The sequence below is a fragment of the Clostridium sp. X genome, assembly GCF_055755365.1.
The window spans coordinates 48,194-66,534 of record NZ_CM146912.1; the positions used below are offsets into that span (position 1 = coordinate 48,194).

The 18,341-nt window shown below is 31.0% G+C and carries 17 protein-coding genes and 1 riboswitch; of the genes, 5 read left to right on the plus strand and 12 right to left on the minus strand.

Going from position 1 to position 18,341, the window contains the following annotated elements:
• The first annotated feature begins 9 nt into the window (after positions 1-9).
• Positions 10-522 carry a hypothetical protein gene (locus ACX0KU_RS00270; protein ID WP_472990952.1) on the plus strand — a complete coding sequence of 171 codons (513 nt, stop codon included), beginning with the start codon at positions 10-12 and terminating at the stop codon, positions 520-522.
• A gap of 219 nt (positions 523-741) precedes the next feature.
• Positions 742-1,404, plus strand: coding sequence for a TIGR01906 family membrane protein (locus ACX0KU_RS00275; protein WP_472990953.1), 663 nt, complete (start codon positions 742-744; stop codon positions 1,402-1,404).
• A 109-nt stretch (positions 1,405-1,513) separates the two neighbouring features.
• Here the strand turns inward: ACX0KU_RS00275 and ACX0KU_RS00280 are convergent, their stop codons facing one another.
• Entirely contained in the window at positions 1,514-1,867 is a 354-nt protein-coding gene (locus ACX0KU_RS00280) for a DUF2512 family protein (RefSeq protein ID WP_472990954.1), read from the minus strand.
• A 165-nt stretch (positions 1,868-2,032) separates the two neighbouring features.
• On the opposite strand from ACX0KU_RS00280, the gene ACX0KU_RS00285 reads away from it, so the two are divergent.
• Both ACX0KU_RS00285 and ACX0KU_RS00290 read left to right on the plus strand, forming a co-directional pair.
• Positions 2,033-3,826, plus strand: coding sequence for an urease accessory protein UreH domain-containing protein (locus ACX0KU_RS00285; RefSeq protein WP_472990955.1), 1,794 nt, complete (start codon positions 2,033-2,035; stop codon positions 3,824-3,826).
• Between the two features lie 70 nt (positions 3,827-3,896).
• Positions 3,897-4,026, plus strand: a riboswitch (cyclic di-AMP (ydaO/yuaA leader).
• 3 nt (positions 4,027-4,029) lie between these two features.
• Positions 4,030-4,671: a hypothetical protein gene (locus ACX0KU_RS00290; RefSeq protein WP_472990956.1), complete on the plus strand. Its 642-nt coding sequence runs from the start codon at positions 4,030-4,032 to the stop codon at positions 4,669-4,671.
• A gap of 43 nt (positions 4,672-4,714) precedes the next feature.
• Here the strand turns inward: ACX0KU_RS00290 and ACX0KU_RS00295 are convergent, their stop codons facing one another.
• The 9 genes from ACX0KU_RS00295 to ACX0KU_RS00335 all read right to left on the minus strand — a co-directional run bounded on the left by ACX0KU_RS00295 (position 4,715) and on the right by ACX0KU_RS00335 (position 14,346).
• Entirely contained in the window at positions 4,715-6,547 is a 1,833-nt protein-coding gene (locus tag ACX0KU_RS00295; protein WP_472990957.1) for a putative bifunctional diguanylate cyclase/phosphodiesterase, read from the minus strand.
• 68 nt (positions 6,548-6,615) lie between these two features.
• Positions 6,616-6,930: a hypothetical protein gene (locus tag ACX0KU_RS00300; protein ID WP_472990958.1), complete on the minus strand. Its 315-nt coding sequence runs from the start codon at positions 6,928-6,930 to the stop codon at positions 6,616-6,618.
• A 229-nt stretch (positions 6,931-7,159) separates the two neighbouring features.
• On the minus strand, positions 7,160-7,987 hold the full coding sequence (locus ACX0KU_RS00305; RefSeq protein ID WP_472990959.1) for an RnfABCDGE type electron transport complex subunit B: 828 nt from the start codon (positions 7,985-7,987) through the stop codon (positions 7,160-7,162).
• A 13-nt stretch (positions 7,988-8,000) separates the two neighbouring features.
• Positions 8,001-8,576: an electron transport complex protein RnfA gene (locus ACX0KU_RS00310; protein WP_472990960.1), complete on the minus strand. Its 576-nt coding sequence runs from the start codon at positions 8,574-8,576 to the stop codon at positions 8,001-8,003.
• A gap of 26 nt (positions 8,577-8,602) precedes the next feature.
• Positions 8,603-9,205, minus strand: a complete 603-nt coding sequence (locus ACX0KU_RS00315; protein ID WP_472990961.1) for an RnfABCDGE type electron transport complex subunit E — start codon at positions 9,203-9,205, stop codon at positions 8,603-8,605.
• Positions 9,205-9,828: an RnfABCDGE type electron transport complex subunit G gene (locus ACX0KU_RS00320; protein WP_472990962.1), complete on the minus strand. Its 624-nt coding sequence runs from the start codon at positions 9,826-9,828 to the stop codon at positions 9,205-9,207. The genes ACX0KU_RS00315 and ACX0KU_RS00320 overlap by 1 nt, the downstream gene beginning before the upstream one ends.
• Complete coding sequence (locus ACX0KU_RS00325) at positions 9,829-10,773, minus strand: RnfABCDGE type electron transport complex subunit D (protein WP_472990963.1); 945 nt, start codon at positions 10,771-10,773, stop codon at positions 9,829-9,831. It abuts the gene before it with no gap.
• Between the two features lie 26 nt (positions 10,774-10,799).
• A complete protein-coding gene (gene rsxC / locus ACX0KU_RS00330) occupies positions 10,800-12,119 on the minus strand; it encodes an electron transport complex subunit RsxC (RefSeq protein ID WP_472990964.1) in 1,320 nt (439 codons plus the stop codon).
• 631 nt (positions 12,120-12,750) lie between these two features.
• A complete protein-coding gene (locus ACX0KU_RS00335) occupies positions 12,751-14,346 on the minus strand; it encodes an ABC-F family ATP-binding cassette domain-containing protein (protein ID WP_472990965.1) in 1,596 nt (531 codons plus the stop codon).
• A 577-nt stretch (positions 14,347-14,923) separates the two neighbouring features.
• On the opposite strand from ACX0KU_RS00335, the gene ACX0KU_RS00340 reads away from it, so the two are divergent.
• Positions 14,924-15,772, plus strand: a complete 849-nt coding sequence (locus ACX0KU_RS00340) for a YitT family protein (protein WP_472990966.1) — start codon at positions 14,924-14,926, stop codon at positions 15,770-15,772.
• Between the two features lie 63 nt (positions 15,773-15,835).
• Here the strand turns inward: ACX0KU_RS00340 and ACX0KU_RS00345 are convergent, their stop codons facing one another.
• Entirely contained in the window at positions 15,836-16,576 is a 741-nt protein-coding gene (locus ACX0KU_RS00345; RefSeq protein WP_472990967.1) for a YdcF family protein, read from the minus strand.
• A 16-nt stretch (positions 16,577-16,592) separates the two neighbouring features.
• Positions 16,593-18,332 carry a tetratricopeptide repeat protein gene (locus tag ACX0KU_RS00350; protein ID WP_472990968.1) on the minus strand — a complete coding sequence of 580 codons (1,740 nt, stop codon included), beginning with the start codon at positions 18,330-18,332 and terminating at the stop codon, positions 16,593-16,595.
• Positions 18,333-18,341: the final 9 nt, after the last annotated feature.

Consider the following 18,341-nt stretch of genomic DNA (forward strand, 5'->3'; position numbering starts at 1 on the left):
GAATGTAAAATGAAAAAAAGAAATATTATATCTGCTTTAGCACTTACTATGGCTTTAGGAATAGGGGCAACTGCCTATGCCTCATCCTCAAGTGATAACACCAATATAAATACACAAAAGCAAAGATTAGGTCTTGGAAGAATAACATCTATGCGTGGATATGATTATACTTCTAATATCCTTAAAAATAAATTAAGCTTAACAGATGAAGAAATAACAACTGCAAGAGATTCTGGAAAAACAATTTATGACTTAGCTCTTGAAAAAGGTTTAAGCCAAGAGGATATTAAATCAGCTTTACTAGAAGAAAAAGCAAAGGCTATAGATGCTGCCGTAACTAAGGGTACAATTACAAAAGAAGAAGGAGATGCTTTAAAAGCAAATCTAAGTACAAATATAGAAAATTGCACTGGAAACTTTGATCAAATGCAGAACCAAGGAAAAGGTAGAGGACAAGGAATGATGAGAAATGGTCAAGGAAGATTTAACCAAGGTGCTTGTAGTAATTTAGATTTAGAATAAAATTAAATATATTTTCCGAATAAAGAGAGCTTTTATAAAAGCTCTCTTTATTCTTTAAGAAGTATATTTTCAAAAGATTTTAATGCCTTTTTAAGCGCCATTTTAGTCTTGTCTGTATCTTTTTTAAATGAAATGCAGAGTAATTTTATTGAACTCTTCATAAATTCTTTATGTTTTTATGGTATAATTCCTTATAAATCATAGGGAGGAGTGACTTATATGCCGTCTTTATTAAATAAACTTATAAAGATTATTTTATCAATAGCTTTTACTTTAACTATTATCTCATCTATATCAAAATTCACCTTAAATTTTAAGCCCTTATATTATTTTGATATTAATTATCTCAATATAGAAGAAATCTCTAATATGAGCAAAGAAGATATAAAATCTAATTATAATTATTTGATTGATTACTTAGAAGATAGTGATGATACTTCATTCAGCCTTCCAACGCTTCCTTCTTCTCAGTCTGGTATAATACATTTTGAAGAAGTGAGGAATATATTTAAGTCTTTAGATACAATATTAATAGCCTCTTTAATTGTAATTTTTATTTGTTTACTTATAAATTATAAAAATATAAAGGTATTAATGTACGTATCTACAGTTTTGATTTCTGTTCCAACCCTGCTTTCCCTTGCCTTTGCAATAAACTTTGATAATAGTTTTACCTTATTTCATAAAATATTTTTTAGAAATGACTACTGGCTCTTTTACCCTGAGGAAGATCCTATTATAAACTTACTTCCTCAAGAGTTCTTTATGCATAGTGCATTATTAATACTATTTTTAATGTTATTTACAGGTGTAGTTATAAAATTTATATTTAGAAAAACTAATAATATATTTAAAAGGAATAACTTCAATGAAAGCTTTTAATACTTTTAAAAACTAAAATTAAAATAAATAAAACCTAACAATATTTGTTGGGCTTTATTTATTTCTTACTAGCTATATATTAAATCAAAGTTTAAACTTTCTAATAACACTAACTCTTTAGATTTTCACTTTTAAATATATATACATGAAAAAAGTACTCTCCAATAGCTACTAATAAAGCAAGTATAATTAAACTAAGTACTTCAGTATAAAACTCCATATATAGTAAGCTTATACCATAAGCTGTTAAGGCTGTCATAAAACCATCTATAATACAAGCACTTACATTTCCATATCGCGGAAGAATATATTTATCTCCAAATAAATAATTTATAACTGTTGCAGCTATTGCAAAAATAGAAATCCACCCTACTGTATTTCCATCAATATTTCCTAATGTAACCCAACCTACTACAAAATATAAAAAAAACTTCGCTAAAACTCCTGTTAAGACTCTATTCATAAGTATCCCTCCTATTAGTTATTCATTTAATATTATTGTTTAGTTTTCTCTACTTAACTAGACTTATACATCTATATATTTTTCTCTCTTCATAATCTCTACACATCTTTTTTATATAATATTAGAATAAAATCTATTATTTTATGTATTATCTGGAGGTAATTTATGAGTAAAAAAACTAAAAAAATTAAAGTTTATGGAATGACATGTACCTCATGTGAAAAAACAATTGAAAAAGCTTTATTAAAACTTGACGGAGTACTTTCTTCAAAAGCTGAATATGCGGATGAGACTGTAGAGATTGAATATAATGAAGAAGTTTGTTCTATTGAAAAAATTAAAAATGTAGTTAATAACTCTGGTTATACTACAGAAAAACCTAGTAAAGATGGTAAAGTTTTAGGGATAGTAATTATAGGACTTGCAATCTTACTTTTAGGAAAATACTCAGTTGGATTTGATATGAGTGACAAATTAACCAACGCTTCATATGTTGTATTATTTCTAGTAGGTATGCTTACTTCTATACACTGCATTGGCATGTGTGGTGGAATTATGCTCTCACAAAGCATATCTAAAGAAGATGCTTTGAAGAGTAAGTTTCAATCTATACTACCATCTATCTTATATAACGGTGGAAGAATAGTATCCTATACTATTTTAGGTGGCATAGTAGGTGCTATAGGTTCTGTATTTTCACTCTCTTTAAGTCTTAAAGCTGGACTTCAAATATTTGCTGCTGTATTCATGATAATTATGGGAGCTAATATGGCTGGTTTTTCTTTATTCAGAAAAATAAACATCAGACTACCTTGGTCAAGTTGCTCACTTAAAAGAAAAACAGCTTCACCTTTTTTAGTTGGTATCTTAAATGGATTTATGCCTTGTGGACCTCTACAAACTATGCAACTATATGCTCTTAGTACTGGTAGTGCTACAAAAGGTGCTTTATCTATGTTTATATTCGCTTTAGGAACAGTTCCTCTAATGTTAACTTTTGGGGCTATCTCTGGCTTACTAAGTAAAGGATATACAAAAAAACTTTTAAAATTCAGCGGTATTTTAGTAATTGTTTTAGGTATAATTATGGGAAATAGAGGTCTTGCCCTTGCTGGTATAAATGTACCTAGCCTAAACTCACTTGGAACTTCTAGCTCTCCCTCAGGTGGAACAGTTGATAGTACTAAAGCTATTATTAAAGATGGTAAACAAACCCTAACTATGTCTGCTAATTATAGAGGATACGTATCTAATGTACTATATGTGCAAAAGGGAATTCCAGTGAACTGGATTATTAATGGTGAAGAAATTACTTCTTGTAACAATGCCATCGTAGTTCCTTCCTTAGGAATTGAAGCTAAAATAGACAAAGGTGAAAATATAATAGAGGAATTTACTCCAACTGAGAGTGGAGATATTAACTTTAGTTGCTGGATGGGGATGATTCGTGGAGTTATACGAGTAGTAGATGATATTAGTGTAGTAGATGCTTCAAAATCTGATTCATCTCTGCCAGCTCCAAGTCAACCTTCTTGTTGTAGTGTTCCTCTTGAAGAAACTGAAAGTATATATGGTGATGATATAAGTACTGCTCCTACAGAAAGATTAGTAAAAAAAGCTACTATTACTTCATCATCTCAAGAAGCTATAATAACAGGAATTGGCTTTGAGTTTGACCCTCTTATAATGGTGGTTAATAAAGGAATAAAAGCTACTATTAATTTAGATTTAACTTCTTTTGATATCCCTGAAGGAACCTATGAAGTAATTGATGGAAATACTGGCAAAACCCTTGATACCTTTGAGGGTAAAAAAGGCATAGTTAAAGTTAATATAGATACTACGTCAAATAATGTCTATGGAGTAATTAAAAATGAACGAATTTTAGGTATAATTGAGGTAGTTGATGATTTAAATACTGTTAACTTAGAAGAAATAAAAATAAAATACTTAAATTAAGTATTTTATCATAAATATTACCACTATTATTTTTGAAATTGTTCTTATATAATATAAAATTGTGAAAACCCCTTAAAATTTGCCTAATGCTTGGGAAACAACGGAGGACTTCTTTATAAAAATGGGGTGAATCCAATAAAGGTAGGGAATCTCTCTTTCCGAACCCGTCAACTAACTTCGTAGGCATTTAGAGAGGTATTTTAATGAAAAAACATAATATTAATTACTCTATACTTTTTTTAGTATTCTTTTTTATGGGAATGCTTTTGTGGAAACATGAACGTAAAGAAGATATTAAAGCTGTGAATGTAGCTTACAGTACAATTGCTATTGATAAATCTTCTGAGGATGACTCTCCATCAGAAGAAAATACATATTCATCTGAGATTGAAACCTTAGATTGGTGGAAAGAGGCTAGATACGTATTTAAGAGAAATTCGATAGCAGAAGTTACTGATGTATCTACACAGAAAAGCTTTAAAGTAAAAAGGACAATGGGCAGCAATCACGCTGATGCAGAAGCATTAACTTTAGAAGATACTCAGATAATTAAAAATATCTGGGGAGGTTTTTCTTGGGAAAGACGTCCAGTAATTGTTGAGATTGATGGAAGAAAACTTGCCGCTTCTATGAGTGCAATGCCCCATGCAGGAATTGATTCTGCACCTGCTTTTAAGGTTATAAGTAACCGTTCGGTTGGTTATGGTAGAGGCGAGAACCTTGATGTTATTAAAGATAATGGTATGGATGGCCATTTTGATATTCACTTTTTAAATAGCACAAGACACAAAGACGGAAAAAAGGATCCTGAACATCAGACAGCAATTCATTCCGCAAATAAATAATTAAAGAATAGGATTAAATCCACAATGGATTTAATCCTATTCTTTAATTTTCTCCGATAAATAACTTTCTTTCTTCTATTAATCTCTCAAATTCCTTTGGCGGAACAGGCTTACTATATAAGTAACCTTGTATTTCATGACATCCATTAAGTTTTAAGAAATCAAGCTGAGTTATCGTTTCTACTCCTTCAGCTGTTACATTTAAATCTAAATTTGTTCCAAGACTGATTATAGCATTAACAATAGCAGTGTTTTTGTTATCACCGTTAATATCTCTAACAAAGGAAGAGTCAATTTTCAAAGTATCAATCTTAAAGTTTTTCAAATAATTAAGAGAAGAAAAACCTGTTCCAAAATCATCTAAAGATACTTTTACTCCCATTTCTTTCAATCTTTCAAGAGTATCAATTGTAAACTGAATATCTTTTATTACGATACTCTCAGTAATTTCAAGTTCTAACCAATATGGATCTAACTTTGCTTCCTCCAAAATTTCTCCTATTTTATCTAATAAGTTTGATTGAGCAAACTGAAGTGCCGATAAATTAACAGAAACTCTGAGAGGTTTATATCCTGCTTCTTGCCACAACTTATTCTGTTTACATGCAGTTCTTAAGACCCATTCCCCTATTGGTATTATTAATCCAGTTTCCTCAGCTATAGGAATGAACTGAACTGGTGATACCATCCCAAACTCTGGACTATTCCATCTAATTAGTGCCTCAACAGCCTTTATACCCTCACTCTTTGAGTCTACTCTCGGTTGATAGTATAATGTCAATTCTTCCTTTTCTAATGCTTTACGAAGATGGTTTTCCATTTTAAATCTTTGTATTCCCTGACTATCCATATCATCATTATAGAATTTATAATTACATTTGCCATTATCTTTAGCACGATACATTGCAATATCTGCTTTTTTAAGAAGAATCTCTGTTTTGTTTCCGTCTTGAGGATAAAATGAAATTCCCATGCTTGCACTTATATTAATTTCTTGTTCCTCTAATACATATCTTTCCTGAAGTATATTCAATATATCATCTGCTATTTTAGCAGCGTCTTTTTCACTCTCTATATTTGATATTAAAAAGGTGAACTCATCTCCACTCATACGACATACTACATCTTCATCTCCGATAATCGTAATTAATCGTCTAGATATTTCAATTAAAAGTTGATCTCCTGCTTTATGTCCAAAAGTATCATTTATAAGTTTAAACCTATCTAAGTCCAAAAACATGACAGCTAACTTTTTATCGTTTCTATTTGCATATTCTATAGACTTATCCAGTTTTTTATTAAAGACAAATCTATTTGTCAGCTTTGTTAGTGGGTCATGATTAGCAAGATACTCTAGTTCCCTATTTGCTTTCTGAACTTTGATAAAGTTATCATTTAGGATATTTGAAGTATTTTTAAAATTATTTATTACAGAATCTACCTCTCTAATAAAGCTCCTAGGCCATTTTATAGTCTCTTTGTCAAATATTTTTGAGGGTAACTGGTTAGTTACCTCAGCTAAATGCTCTATAGGTACAATTAAGAACTTTCTTAATAGTATTGAAATAAATGAGGCTAATATAATAGAGACTAATGTTATACTAAGACTTCTTATATAGTATAGTTGAATATTTTCACTGTACCATATTAATTCTTTTTTACTATGTGATATGCTAATAAATAAATTTGAAGCTAAAACAGCTCCTACTACAAGATTAAAAAATATTTCATTTGCTAAAATTGTTTTTTCTTTATTAAGTCCTGCGTACCATCGTCTTGTAGATATATAGAATATTATTAAGCTAGCGCAAAAGGCATTAAATATGCCGTTAACAGAGTATCTTAACATATTAAATACAGCTTCAGTTATTGTCATATTTAATATACTAGTATGAGAAATATATATAAATGGTATTCCAAGCCCTACCCAGTATAAGCAATCAATTAAAATAATATTTCTTTTTTTCTTTTAAGAAATAATCCAATAAATATTGTTTCTAATACATAAACTGCTAATCTAAAAGGATGACCTAGTAGAATAACTTTATATATATTAGATATGATAGCTGCTATAACTCCATACTTTAAACCATATGTATATAAGATTATAAGTATAGGTATACTTCCCAATTGAAAACCAAGTCCCAAAAATAATGGAATATCAAATAAATTTCCTCCAATTGATAATATAATTAGCATTATAATTATGGTAATTTTCCTAGGCAGACTACGGTATTCCATATTAAGTAAATTAATCATGAATTTATCCCCCAAATTAAATTTAAATACCTTAACGTCCACATTTAGCCAAATAAACGCATTATGCTAAAATTATATCAAATTCAATTGAAAACTACAATTTATATGTTGTAAAAATATATGTTTTTTTGTAATTATATACTTAATATAATTAACTTATTATAAAAAAAGATAGTGTAATTCAGAATGAATTACACTATCTTTTTTATAATAAATTTTACTTTACTAATTATTGTTCAACAGCAACCTTTGGAGCTACTGGTTGACGGAAATTTAGTATAGCTTTTGTTGGACACTTCTTCTCACAAAGTCCACACTGTACACACTTGCTGTAATCTATTACTGAAAGGTTATTAACCATTGTAATAGCTTCTTTTGGACATGCTTTAACACATAGTGTACATGCAATACATCCAACTGAGCAATCACCCTTAACTTCAACACCTTTAGCTTTTGAATTACATGCTACAAATACTTTTTGCTTCTTAGGAGCCATTTCTATAATAGTTTTTGGACATGACGTTACGCAAGCTCCACAAGCTACACACTTGTCTGGATTTACTTTTGCAATTCCGTCTACTATATCAATAGCATCAAATTTACAAGCCTTAACACAGCTTCCATATCCTAAACATCCATATCCACAAGCTTTAGATCCAGCACCTGGAACGTTCATAGCTTGTTGACAATCTACTAATCCATAATATTCATACTTATCTTTAGCTACATTACAACTACCTTGACATTTTACATAAGCAACCTTAGGCTCTGCAGTATCTACAGTTACTCCTAAAATTTCACCTATTTTCTCTGCACAAGCTGCTCCCCCTATAGGACAACAGTTTGGAGCTGCAACTCCACTTACTACTGCTTCAGCATAAGCATCGCATCCTGCAAATCCACAACCACCACAGTTTGCTCCTGGAAGACACTCTTTAACTAGAGGTACTTTTGGATCCACTGGTACTGCGAATTTTTTTGATGCATAACCTAAAACTAGACCAAATAGAAGTCCAAGTCCGCCTAAACTAAGTACAGGATATAATATTTGAGTCATTTTAATTCCCTCCTTATACTAGGCCTGAGAAGCCAAGGAACGCTATAGCCATTAATCCAGAAGTGATCAATGACGCAGGTAATCCCTTTACAGCCTCTGGCATTTTATCATTTGCTTCCATTCTTTCTCTTAAACCTGCAAGTATAACAATTGCAAGCATCCAACCAAGTCCTGAAGCAATACCAAATACTAATGATTCAATTAAATTTAACTTTTCATTCATGTTGATGATAACCGCACCTAATATAGCACAGTTTGTTGTGATAAGAGGTAAGAAAATTCCTAGCGCCTTATACAGTTCAGGCATTGTTTTCTTAAGAACCATCTCAACAAATTGAACTAGTGCTGCAATAACTAAAATAAATGCTATTGTATACATGTAAGTGATATCTAATGGTACAAGTATAAATTTATATACTATAAATGATATAAGTGATGCAAGTCCCATAACGAATGTAACTGCTGCACCCATTCCTTTAGCAGTTTCTATTTTTTTAGAAACTCCAAGGAAAGCACATATACCAAGGAATCTAGACAATACCATATTACTTACAAACAAAGCAGAGATTATCAATGTAAATATTCTCATTATCTATTCACCCTTCTTTCCTTCTTCTATTTTGAAGCCTTTTTAAGTTTACTTTGATTTAATATAGCCATCATTACTCCAAGAGTAATGAATGCTCCAGGTGCAAGGACGAATATTAGTGCTGGTTCAACTACTGCAGGCATGATTTGTGCACCAAACATTTTGCCTGTTCCTAATAATTCTCTTACCATACCGATAACTGCTAAAGATAAAGTAAATCCAAGTCCTTGTCCTAATCCGTCAAAAATAGAAGGTACAGGTGTATTTTTTGAAGCGTATGATTCTGCACGTCCTAAGATAACACAGTTAACAACTATAAGTGGTATGAATATACCAAGTGAAGCATTTAACGCTGGTACGAATCCTGCAAGCAAGAATTGTAGCAGTGTAACGAAGCCAGCAATAACAACTATAAACGCTGGTATACGAACCTTGTCTGGTATAATATTTCTAAGCAATGATATAACTAGGTTTGCACCTATAAGAACAACAGTTGAAGCAAGTCCCATTCCTATACCATTTATAGCACTTGAAGTTACTGCAAGTGTAGGACACATAGCAAGAACTTGTACAAATATAACATTTTCATTAACTATACCATTTTTTAATCTTTCCATTAAAACACTCATTATTTTTGACCTCCTTTTAATTCACTATTAAAGAAGTCTACTGCATCATTTACACCAGCAGTTACTGCCTTTGATGTAATTGTTGCTCCTGTTAACGCTTGAACTTCATTTCCCCCTGATGGAGGAGCTTTTACTACTGTAATAGGTTTGTCAATTGACTTTCCTGTATATTGTCCTGAGAACTCTGGATTTGGTGCATTTGCTCCAAGACCTGGAGTTTCTGAATGGTTCAGTATTTTTATTCCTTCTACTTTGCCTTCATTTGAAATTCCAACCATCATCTCAATTAATCCTGCATAACCCTTAGGTGCTACTTTTACAGCATACCCTACAGCATCACTACCTTTTTGTGCTACATAAACTTCTGTTACTTTTCCCTCTGCTGCTAATTGAAGTTCTAATGTTTCTCCTGCTTCAGGAGTTACATCTCCTACCTTTTGGAAGCCTTCTGCTGATGGTAAAACTTCTTTCATAGCTTCATTATTAGCCTTTATATTTTGTTGCTTTATTGGCTCTAAAGTGATTTTATAAGCCCATCCTAAAATTAATCCTGCTATAGCTGTGATAATTAATAGTCTTAAACCTAAACTTATAATCTCCTTGTTGCTAGTTTGGTTTTCCATCTACTTCACCTCCCCAGTTCCAAATACTCTTACTTTTACGTACTTATCTATTAGTGGTACCATTAAGTTCATTATTAATATTGAGTAAGATACTCCTTCTGGATATCCGCCAAATTGACGTATAACTGATGTTAAAACACCACATCCTAGAGCAAAAATAACTTGTCCTTTTGTAGTCATAGGAGTAGTTGTATAGTCAGTTGCCATGAATATAGCTCCAAGCATTAATCCACCAACCATTATTTCATATACTCCACCCATTGGGTTTCTTCCCATAAGTGTTCCTAATGCTAAAACTGTTCCAATATAAACTACTGGTATATGCCAAGTAATAACTCTTCTATAAACAAGATAAGCAAAACCTATCAATAAAGCTAGAGCTGAAGTTTCTCCAATACATCCTCCTACTTGTCCTATAAATGCTTGGCCAAGACTTGGAAGGTCTGTTCCTGCTGCTCCTGCTTTTAGTATTGCAAGTGGTGTAGCTGCTGAAGTTCCATCTACTCCTGGAGTTGTCCATGTTGTCATAGCAACAGGATAAGATGCAAGCATAAATGCTCTTCCTGCTAAAGCTGGGTTAACTATATTTTGGCCAATTCCACCAAATAAAAGTTTAACAATTATAATTGTAAATATTGATCCAACTGCAACCATCCATAATGGAATTGATGGTGGAACGTTAAATGCAAGTAATATTGCAGTTACAACTGCACTTAAATCTTTTGTTGTATTTGGGCTATTTGTTATTTTGCACCATGCCCATTCTGCACCTACACAAGCTATAATTGCTGTAAGTATTACTAAAGCCGCTTGTACTCCGAAGAAATATATTCCTGCTGCTGTAGCTGGAATTAATGCAATAATTACATCTCTCATAACTGATTGAACCGAGTGGTCTTCACGAATATGAGGAGAAGAAGACACCGTATACATTGTTTCAGCCATTATTATTCACTCCTTATTTAGCTTTTTTACTTCTTTCTTTTATTTGCAAGTACTGTTCTTTTTGAAGTTCTTATAGATTGAAGCAAATGACGTTTTGCTGGACATATAAATGTACAAGATCCGCATTCGATACAGTCTAAACCATTACCTTCTTCAAATTCATCGTACTCATTTCTTCTTCCTAAAGAATCTAATGCTGTTGGATTTAAGAACATAGGACAGACTTGAAGACACTTTCCACATCTTATACAGCTTGATTCTTCTGGTAAAACTGCTTGTTTTTCTGTTAAACAAAGTATTCCTGATGATCCTTTTGTAGTTGGTACATCTACACTTGATATAGCCATACCCATCATTGGTCCACCTGAAATTATCTTAACTGGATTTTCTTTAAATCCACCACAAGCTTCTACTAATTCTTTGTAAGACATACCTAATCTTATTCTTAAGTTTTTAGGCTCCTTAACAGCTTCTCCTGTAACAGTAACAACTCTTGATATAGTAGGTCTTCCGTTTACAACAGCGTTATATACTTCTCTTACTGTATTAACGTTTTGAACTATACATCCTACATCAGCTGGAAGTTTTCCTGAAGGAACTTCTCTCTTAGTTACAGCATATATTAATTGTTTCTCAGCACCTTGAGGGTACTTAGTGTGTAATGCTGAAACTTCTATATTTGGAATATCTTTAGTTGCTTCTTTTAATGCTTCAATTGCATTTTTCTTGTTATCTTCTACTCCAATGTATCCTTTAGCACCTGGGAACATATGAAGTATTATTTTTAGTCCTTCAATAATCATATTTGTTTCTTCAAGCATTAATCTGTGGTCACATGTTAAATACGGTTCACACTCTGCACCATTTAGTATAATTGCGTCAATTTTCTTATCTGGTGGTGGGGCAAGTTTTACACTTGTTGGGAATGTAGCTCCCCCCATACCAACTACTCCAGCTTCTTTAACAATTGCAACAATTTCTTCTTTTGTCATTTCTGTGTAAGCTTTTGGTTTTGGCATATCGATTTCTTCGTATTGCCCATCATTTTCAACTATTACTGAAAGTGATTTAGTTCCCCCTGCAGTAGGCATTTCTTTTACATCTTTAACTGTACCTGATACACTACTATGCACGTTAGCAGATATAAATCCAGCCGCTTGACCAATTTTTTGCCCAACTAAAACTCTGTCACCTTTTTTTACCAAACATTCTGCTGGAGCTCCTATATGTTGAGACATAGGAAACACTAAAATTTGGTTTGGTTGTAAATCTTCAATAGGCTTATTCTCTGTAAGATGTTTACCATGCGGTGGGTGAACGCCTCTTTTAAAAGTTAAAAGTTCCATGTTAATCCTCCCATTCTAAAATCTAAATATACAAAAATATTTTTAATAGTGCACATAATTAATAAAAGGATATCATAATCCGCTATAATTTGTATATTATACTTTGTTGCATAATATACTAACTTTTAGTAAAATATTTTACTTTAATTATCCTTATAGCCAATCCTAAGCCCCTCTGTAAAACATAAACCCTTACATTGCAAAATTGCAGAAAAATACATAATACATGTAAATGTCTACATAATGTCAGTTAGATTATACTCTACATAAGTATATAATAACATAAATTTGTGAAAATTTAATCAAAATTTATCATTTTTTTAACTTTTTTTGATTATCTTTATAAATTTATTTTATTAGACCTTATGTTTATGATGTTAATGAAAATATTTATTTGAGATTGTTATTAAACTAAACTATTTAATTTAATAATACCACATAATATTGATTTTTAGTGAATTGACAAAATATTAAAATAAATCAGACTTTATCTCACAAGGACAATTATACAGTTTATTTAATAAAAATCAATATAGTACAAAGGCGGCTAAACTCTAAAAGATTAAAACCGCCCTTCCTATATCATTTTAAATCAATTTATCTCTGTATAGATAGTTTTTTTTAATTTACATTAAAGAACTATCCCTTTGTTTTGTAAATATTCGTCATAAGTTGTTTGCTTGTCGATTATTCCTTCAGCTGTTACTTCTATAACTCTATTTGCTATAGTTTGAATAAATTCATGGTCATGAGATGTAAATAAAAGTGTTCCTGGGAAATTTATTAGTCCATTATTTAATGCTGTTATTGATTCTAAGTCTAAATGGTTAGTTGGTTCATCTAAAACTAATACATTAGCACCACTAAGCATCATTTTAGATAACATACATCTAACCTTCTCTCCCCCTGATAAAACACTTACTTTTTTCATTGGTTCATCCCCTGAGAAAAGCATTCTTCCAAGGAAACCTCTTAAGAAACTTTCTGATTTTTCTTCTGAATATTGACGAAGCCATTCCACTAGATTTAGGTCTACATCATTAAAGTACTCAGAATTATCTTTAGGGAAGTAAGCCTGAGATGTAGTAACACCCCACTTATACTCTCCATTATCAGCTTCCATCTCTCCCATTATAATTTTAAATAACGCTGTTTTAGCAGCTTCATTATCCCCTATAACGGCTATCTTATCTCCCTTATTTAACATAAAGTTTATATTATTTAAAACCAATTCTCCATCAATTGTTTTACATAAATCTTTAACATATAATAAGTCCTTTCCAGCTTCTCTATCTGGTTTAAAGCCAACAAAAGGATATCTTCTTGTTGAAGGACTAATATCATCTAAAGTAAGCTTTTCAAGTTGTTTCTTACGAGAGGTAGCTTGTTTTGCTTTAGATGCATTAGAACTAAATCTAGCAATAAAGGCTTGTAATTCCTTCATCTTCTCTTCTTTTTTCTTATTTTGATTTTTAGCCATTTCAAGGGCTAATTGACTTGATTGATACCAGAAATCATAGTTACCAACATAGATCTTTATTTTTCCATAGTCCACATCTGCAATGTGAGTACATACTTTATTTAAGAAATGTCTATCATGCGATACAACAATAACTGTACTCTCAAAATCTAAAAGGAAATTTTCAAGCCAGTTAATTGATTTGATATCCAAATGGTTAGTAGGCTCATCTAGTAATAGTACATCTGGGCGACCAAATAATGCCTGAGCTAAAAGTACTCTTACCTTCTCCATTGGTGTGATATCTTTCATAAGCTTTGAATGAAAATCATCCCCTATTCCAAGTCCATTTAATAGCATTGCAGCCTCAGTTTCTGCATCCCATCCATTTAGTTCTGCAAATTCCCCTTCAAGTTCCGCTGCCTTTACTCCATCTTCATCTGTAAAATCTGCTTTAGCATATAATTCATCTTTTTCCTTCATGATTTCATAAAGTCTTGCATGACCCATAATTACAGTTTCCATTACTTGAAACTCATCAAACTGATAGTGGTCCTGTCTTAAAACTGCCATTCTCTTACCTGGTTCAATACTAACTTCTCCAGTATTAGGTTCTACTTCACCTGAAAGAACTTTTAAGAATGTAGATTTTCCCGCTCCATTTGCTCCTATTAATCCATAACAGTTTCCTGGTGTAAATTTTATATTAACATCTTCAAATAATTTACGGTCACCGTATCTTAAACTTACTCTACTAGTACTTATCATATAATTATTTTTCCTCCAAATCCATTTCTACTTGCTTCATTTTCAGTTCTTTAGTTTTTCATCAAAATCAGCACATAGTTACTATTATAATATATTTAACCTTAAGTTCTCAAGTTTTAATATGAAAAAATCAGGTACTTATCTGATTTTTTGTAGAATTTTTATAATAAATAATTAAATAAGGTGCCTAATTTAGGAAATTTAGTTTATTTAGATTAAATTAAAAGTATTTTTGAAGGATTAGATTCCTTTTATTTTAATATTTTTTATAGGCTTAGTAAATATTTGCATTAATTAACAAGTAAATTTCTGTACTTTTTATGTTTTTGAAGCTTATGTATCAATAAGTTTCAACATTGATGTATTTCAAAGCATTACTAACTAATACCTATTGAATTGCATTTTAATCAGTATATTTAAAGGCTATAGGGCTAATCCCTCTATAAATTGATAAATACAAGTTTTGAGCATGCTATTTGATTATGCTACTATTAAGATAAATTCAAGTTAAATTTCATTTTTCATCTTATAACGAATAGAAAATTGCATATAAATGCATTATATAAGGAGAATCATTATGAAAAAGTTGTATAAGGAAATAGTATTACTAATTCTAGGTGGTGTATTGTTTTCACTCTACGTTTCAGTATTCTTAGTACCAAACCAAATAGGTACAGGTGGAATAACAGGAATATCCCTTGGTTTAAATCGCTTGTTTAATTTTCCAATAGGTATTACGACCTTAATATTAAATATCCCTCTCTTCATATTTGGATATAATCTTCTCGGAAAAAACTTCGCTATTAAAAGTGGGATTGTTGTTATAGGGTCATCCCTTTTAATTGACTTCATAAATGCTAATATTAAATTCAAACCTATTGGTGATATGCTAACGGCAACCATATTTGCTGGTGTTATGTCTGGATTTGGCATGGCGCTATTATTTATGGCAGGATCATCAACTGGAGGACTTGATATATCTGGAAAGATAATTAGAAATAAGTTTCCTTCACTACAACTTACAAAAATTTTGCTAGTACAAGATATAGTTATATATATTTTTATAGCCTTCACCCTTGGGCCTCGCTCTGTTATGTATGCAATTATAATGAGCTTTATACGTTCCAAAACTATAGACGCAATACAAGAGGGCATGGCTTCTTCTAGACAATGTATTATTATTTGTGAACATCCTGAAGAAATAATTGAAGCTATAACAAAAGAACTTGGTAGAGGTGTTACACTTTTAAATGCTCAAGGTTGTTATTCTCATACCGACAAAAAATTTATATATGTAGTAGTACAAAAGGTACAGCTTACTTCTTTAAAATTAATTGTAAATAAAATTGATGCTAAAGCTTTCTTAACAATATCTTCCGTTAACGATATTTGCGGAAATTTCAAACAGAAATCTTTATCAATTTAGATATGATATGTAAGCTAAAGGACGATTCTTAAAAGTTTTAAGAATCGTCCTTTAATATTTTATTTACTTATCAAACATATAAGAATTAATTACCGCTAAATACTCTCTTACATAGTAGTTAGGAATTAGAAGTGGATGAAGTTCAGAGGGTACACTATCTACTTTTAGTCCAACCCTACCTGCTAGAAACTTAGCTCTAAACATATGAAAGTTCGTTGTTACAAGAGAAATTTTTAGTTCCTCCTTACTATCTATTTTGTCTATAATTGCCTTAGAATAAATAAGGTTTTCTGATGTACTTGTGGATTTATCTTCTTTAATTATTTGTTTTTCATCTATTCCATTACTTATTAAAAATCTTTTCATAGCCTCAGCTTCTGTTATATCTTCTCCAAGTCCTTGCCCTCCTGAAACTATGATTTTTGTATTTGGATGTTCCTTCAAGTACTCAAGACTCTTATACATTCTTTGACTTAATGTTAAAGAAAGTCTTTCTCCACGCAGACCTGCTCCTAAGATTATTAGGTAGTCACTTTTATGAAAATCGTTTTGGCTTCCATAATATATTATTAAACCTTCAATTATTATAAAAGATGCTATTATAATAGAAGACAGTGTAAAAAATATAATCTTAACTTTCTTATTAACTATTATTCCACTTCCTTTTAAAAATGGCTTTCCTAGAGAAATTGCAATTAAAAATATACCTGCCAGTAACCAAAACACTGAGAAACTAATTCCTCCTCCAAAGATAGTAAGTCCTATGTAATATACAATGCTTAATATCCCTAATCCAAGAAACACTTCGCCATCCTCCTCACTAATATAGTAGTCTAAAGTCAGGAATTGTTATATCCTCATTTCCCTTGCTCTTTTGTATTTTATCAACAATTGCTTTAACGTTATAATAATTCTCTTTAATTATTTTTTTAGTGTATTCATTAGTATTTTTATCTATGCTCTCAAAGGCCTTCTTTAAATTAGTATTAGCTTTATTAAAATCATCTGTATACATTATATAGTAACAACCAGCATTATTTAATGTTAATATATCATTTTTATCGTACTTATAGGCTGCTCTTGTTTCTTCTATACCTTCCTTTGCTTTTCCTATAGTTAGATATACTGTCCCAAGAGTTCTATGATATTTAACAGAGGTTGGTTTTAGCTTTATACTTTCCTTTAAAGCTTGTACAGCTTCGTCATCTCTATTTTCATTAAAATATAATAATGCTATATTGTACTTTATTTCAGGCTCATCTGGCTTTATTTTGCTAGCTAACTTAAAATATTGCAGAGCTTTATCAGTATTTTGCTCAGAATTCCAATAATAATTTGCTGCTGCTAATATAATCTTATAATTATAGGGTTCTTTTAGAACACCTGTTTGGTAATAAGCTGCCGCAGTAGTTCCATCTTCCATATCCTTTAATATTTCTGGCATTAAAAAAGCATAATTGTCTGGATAATCCTCATTCTGTTCAATAGATTTTCTACAATAATCTATTGCTTCTTTGAGCATATGTTTTTTTAAATATAGCCATCCTGCAGTATGAAGAACACTGTAATTATCACTATTTTTTTCTAAAATCTCACCAATTAACTTGTCCCCTTCTTCCTCTTTATTAAGATTTTGAAGAACTGCTGCTTCTATTAGCTTTATTTCAATACCATTAACATTTTTCTTCTTCAACTCAAGCACTAATTTTTCAGCTTCTTTTGATGTTGCTGTTTCTAAAGAATATATCTTTGCAAGCCACATTTTATATACTTCATCTTCTGGTTTATCCTCTTGCAATTCTTTTATTTCATTTATAATCTTCTCTTTATTGTATACAGCATTTTGAGCGAGAACATCATAAATTTTATATTCGTCTTTATTAATTTTCCATGCCTCTCTTAACTTATCTAGACCCTTCTTATAATCACCTAAAACCATAATAATCCCTGAATATTCTGCCATTTCATAAGCTGAGGATTTATCTACATTATAGCTACTAACTAATTTCTCAGCCTGATCTTTTTTATCATTTGCTATATAAACTGCTATCATAGTTTTTACTAATTGCTTATTATTAGGGTTAATTCCTATAGCTACTTCTCCCTCTTTTAAAGCAACATCTATATCCCCATTTATGTATTGGCTAAATACTAATCTGTTTAAGACTTCATCATCCTTAGCGTTAGTTTCCTTAGCTAACTTTATATACTTATTATAATTAACTAAATCTCCTTTAAGCGAGTATGCATCTGCAATATGTAAGTTTTTTAAAGCAAATAGTGTACTATCCTTCTCTTTTGTAACTTTAATTTCATTATATTGCTCAATAGCCTTGTCCATCTCTCCTGAATACAAATATTCATTACCTTTTTTCTCCAAAGAAATATTATGTTTCTTTACTCTGCTATCCCCTGTAGCAGTATATATTATCAACGTAGCAACAAAAACAATCATTATAATAGCTGCCATATAAATTAATATACCTGCTTTCCCACCAGACTCTATTCTATCTTTAATCGTAGTTTTTATCAAATTCTTGTTAAAACCTTCTGATTTCATAGAACTTTC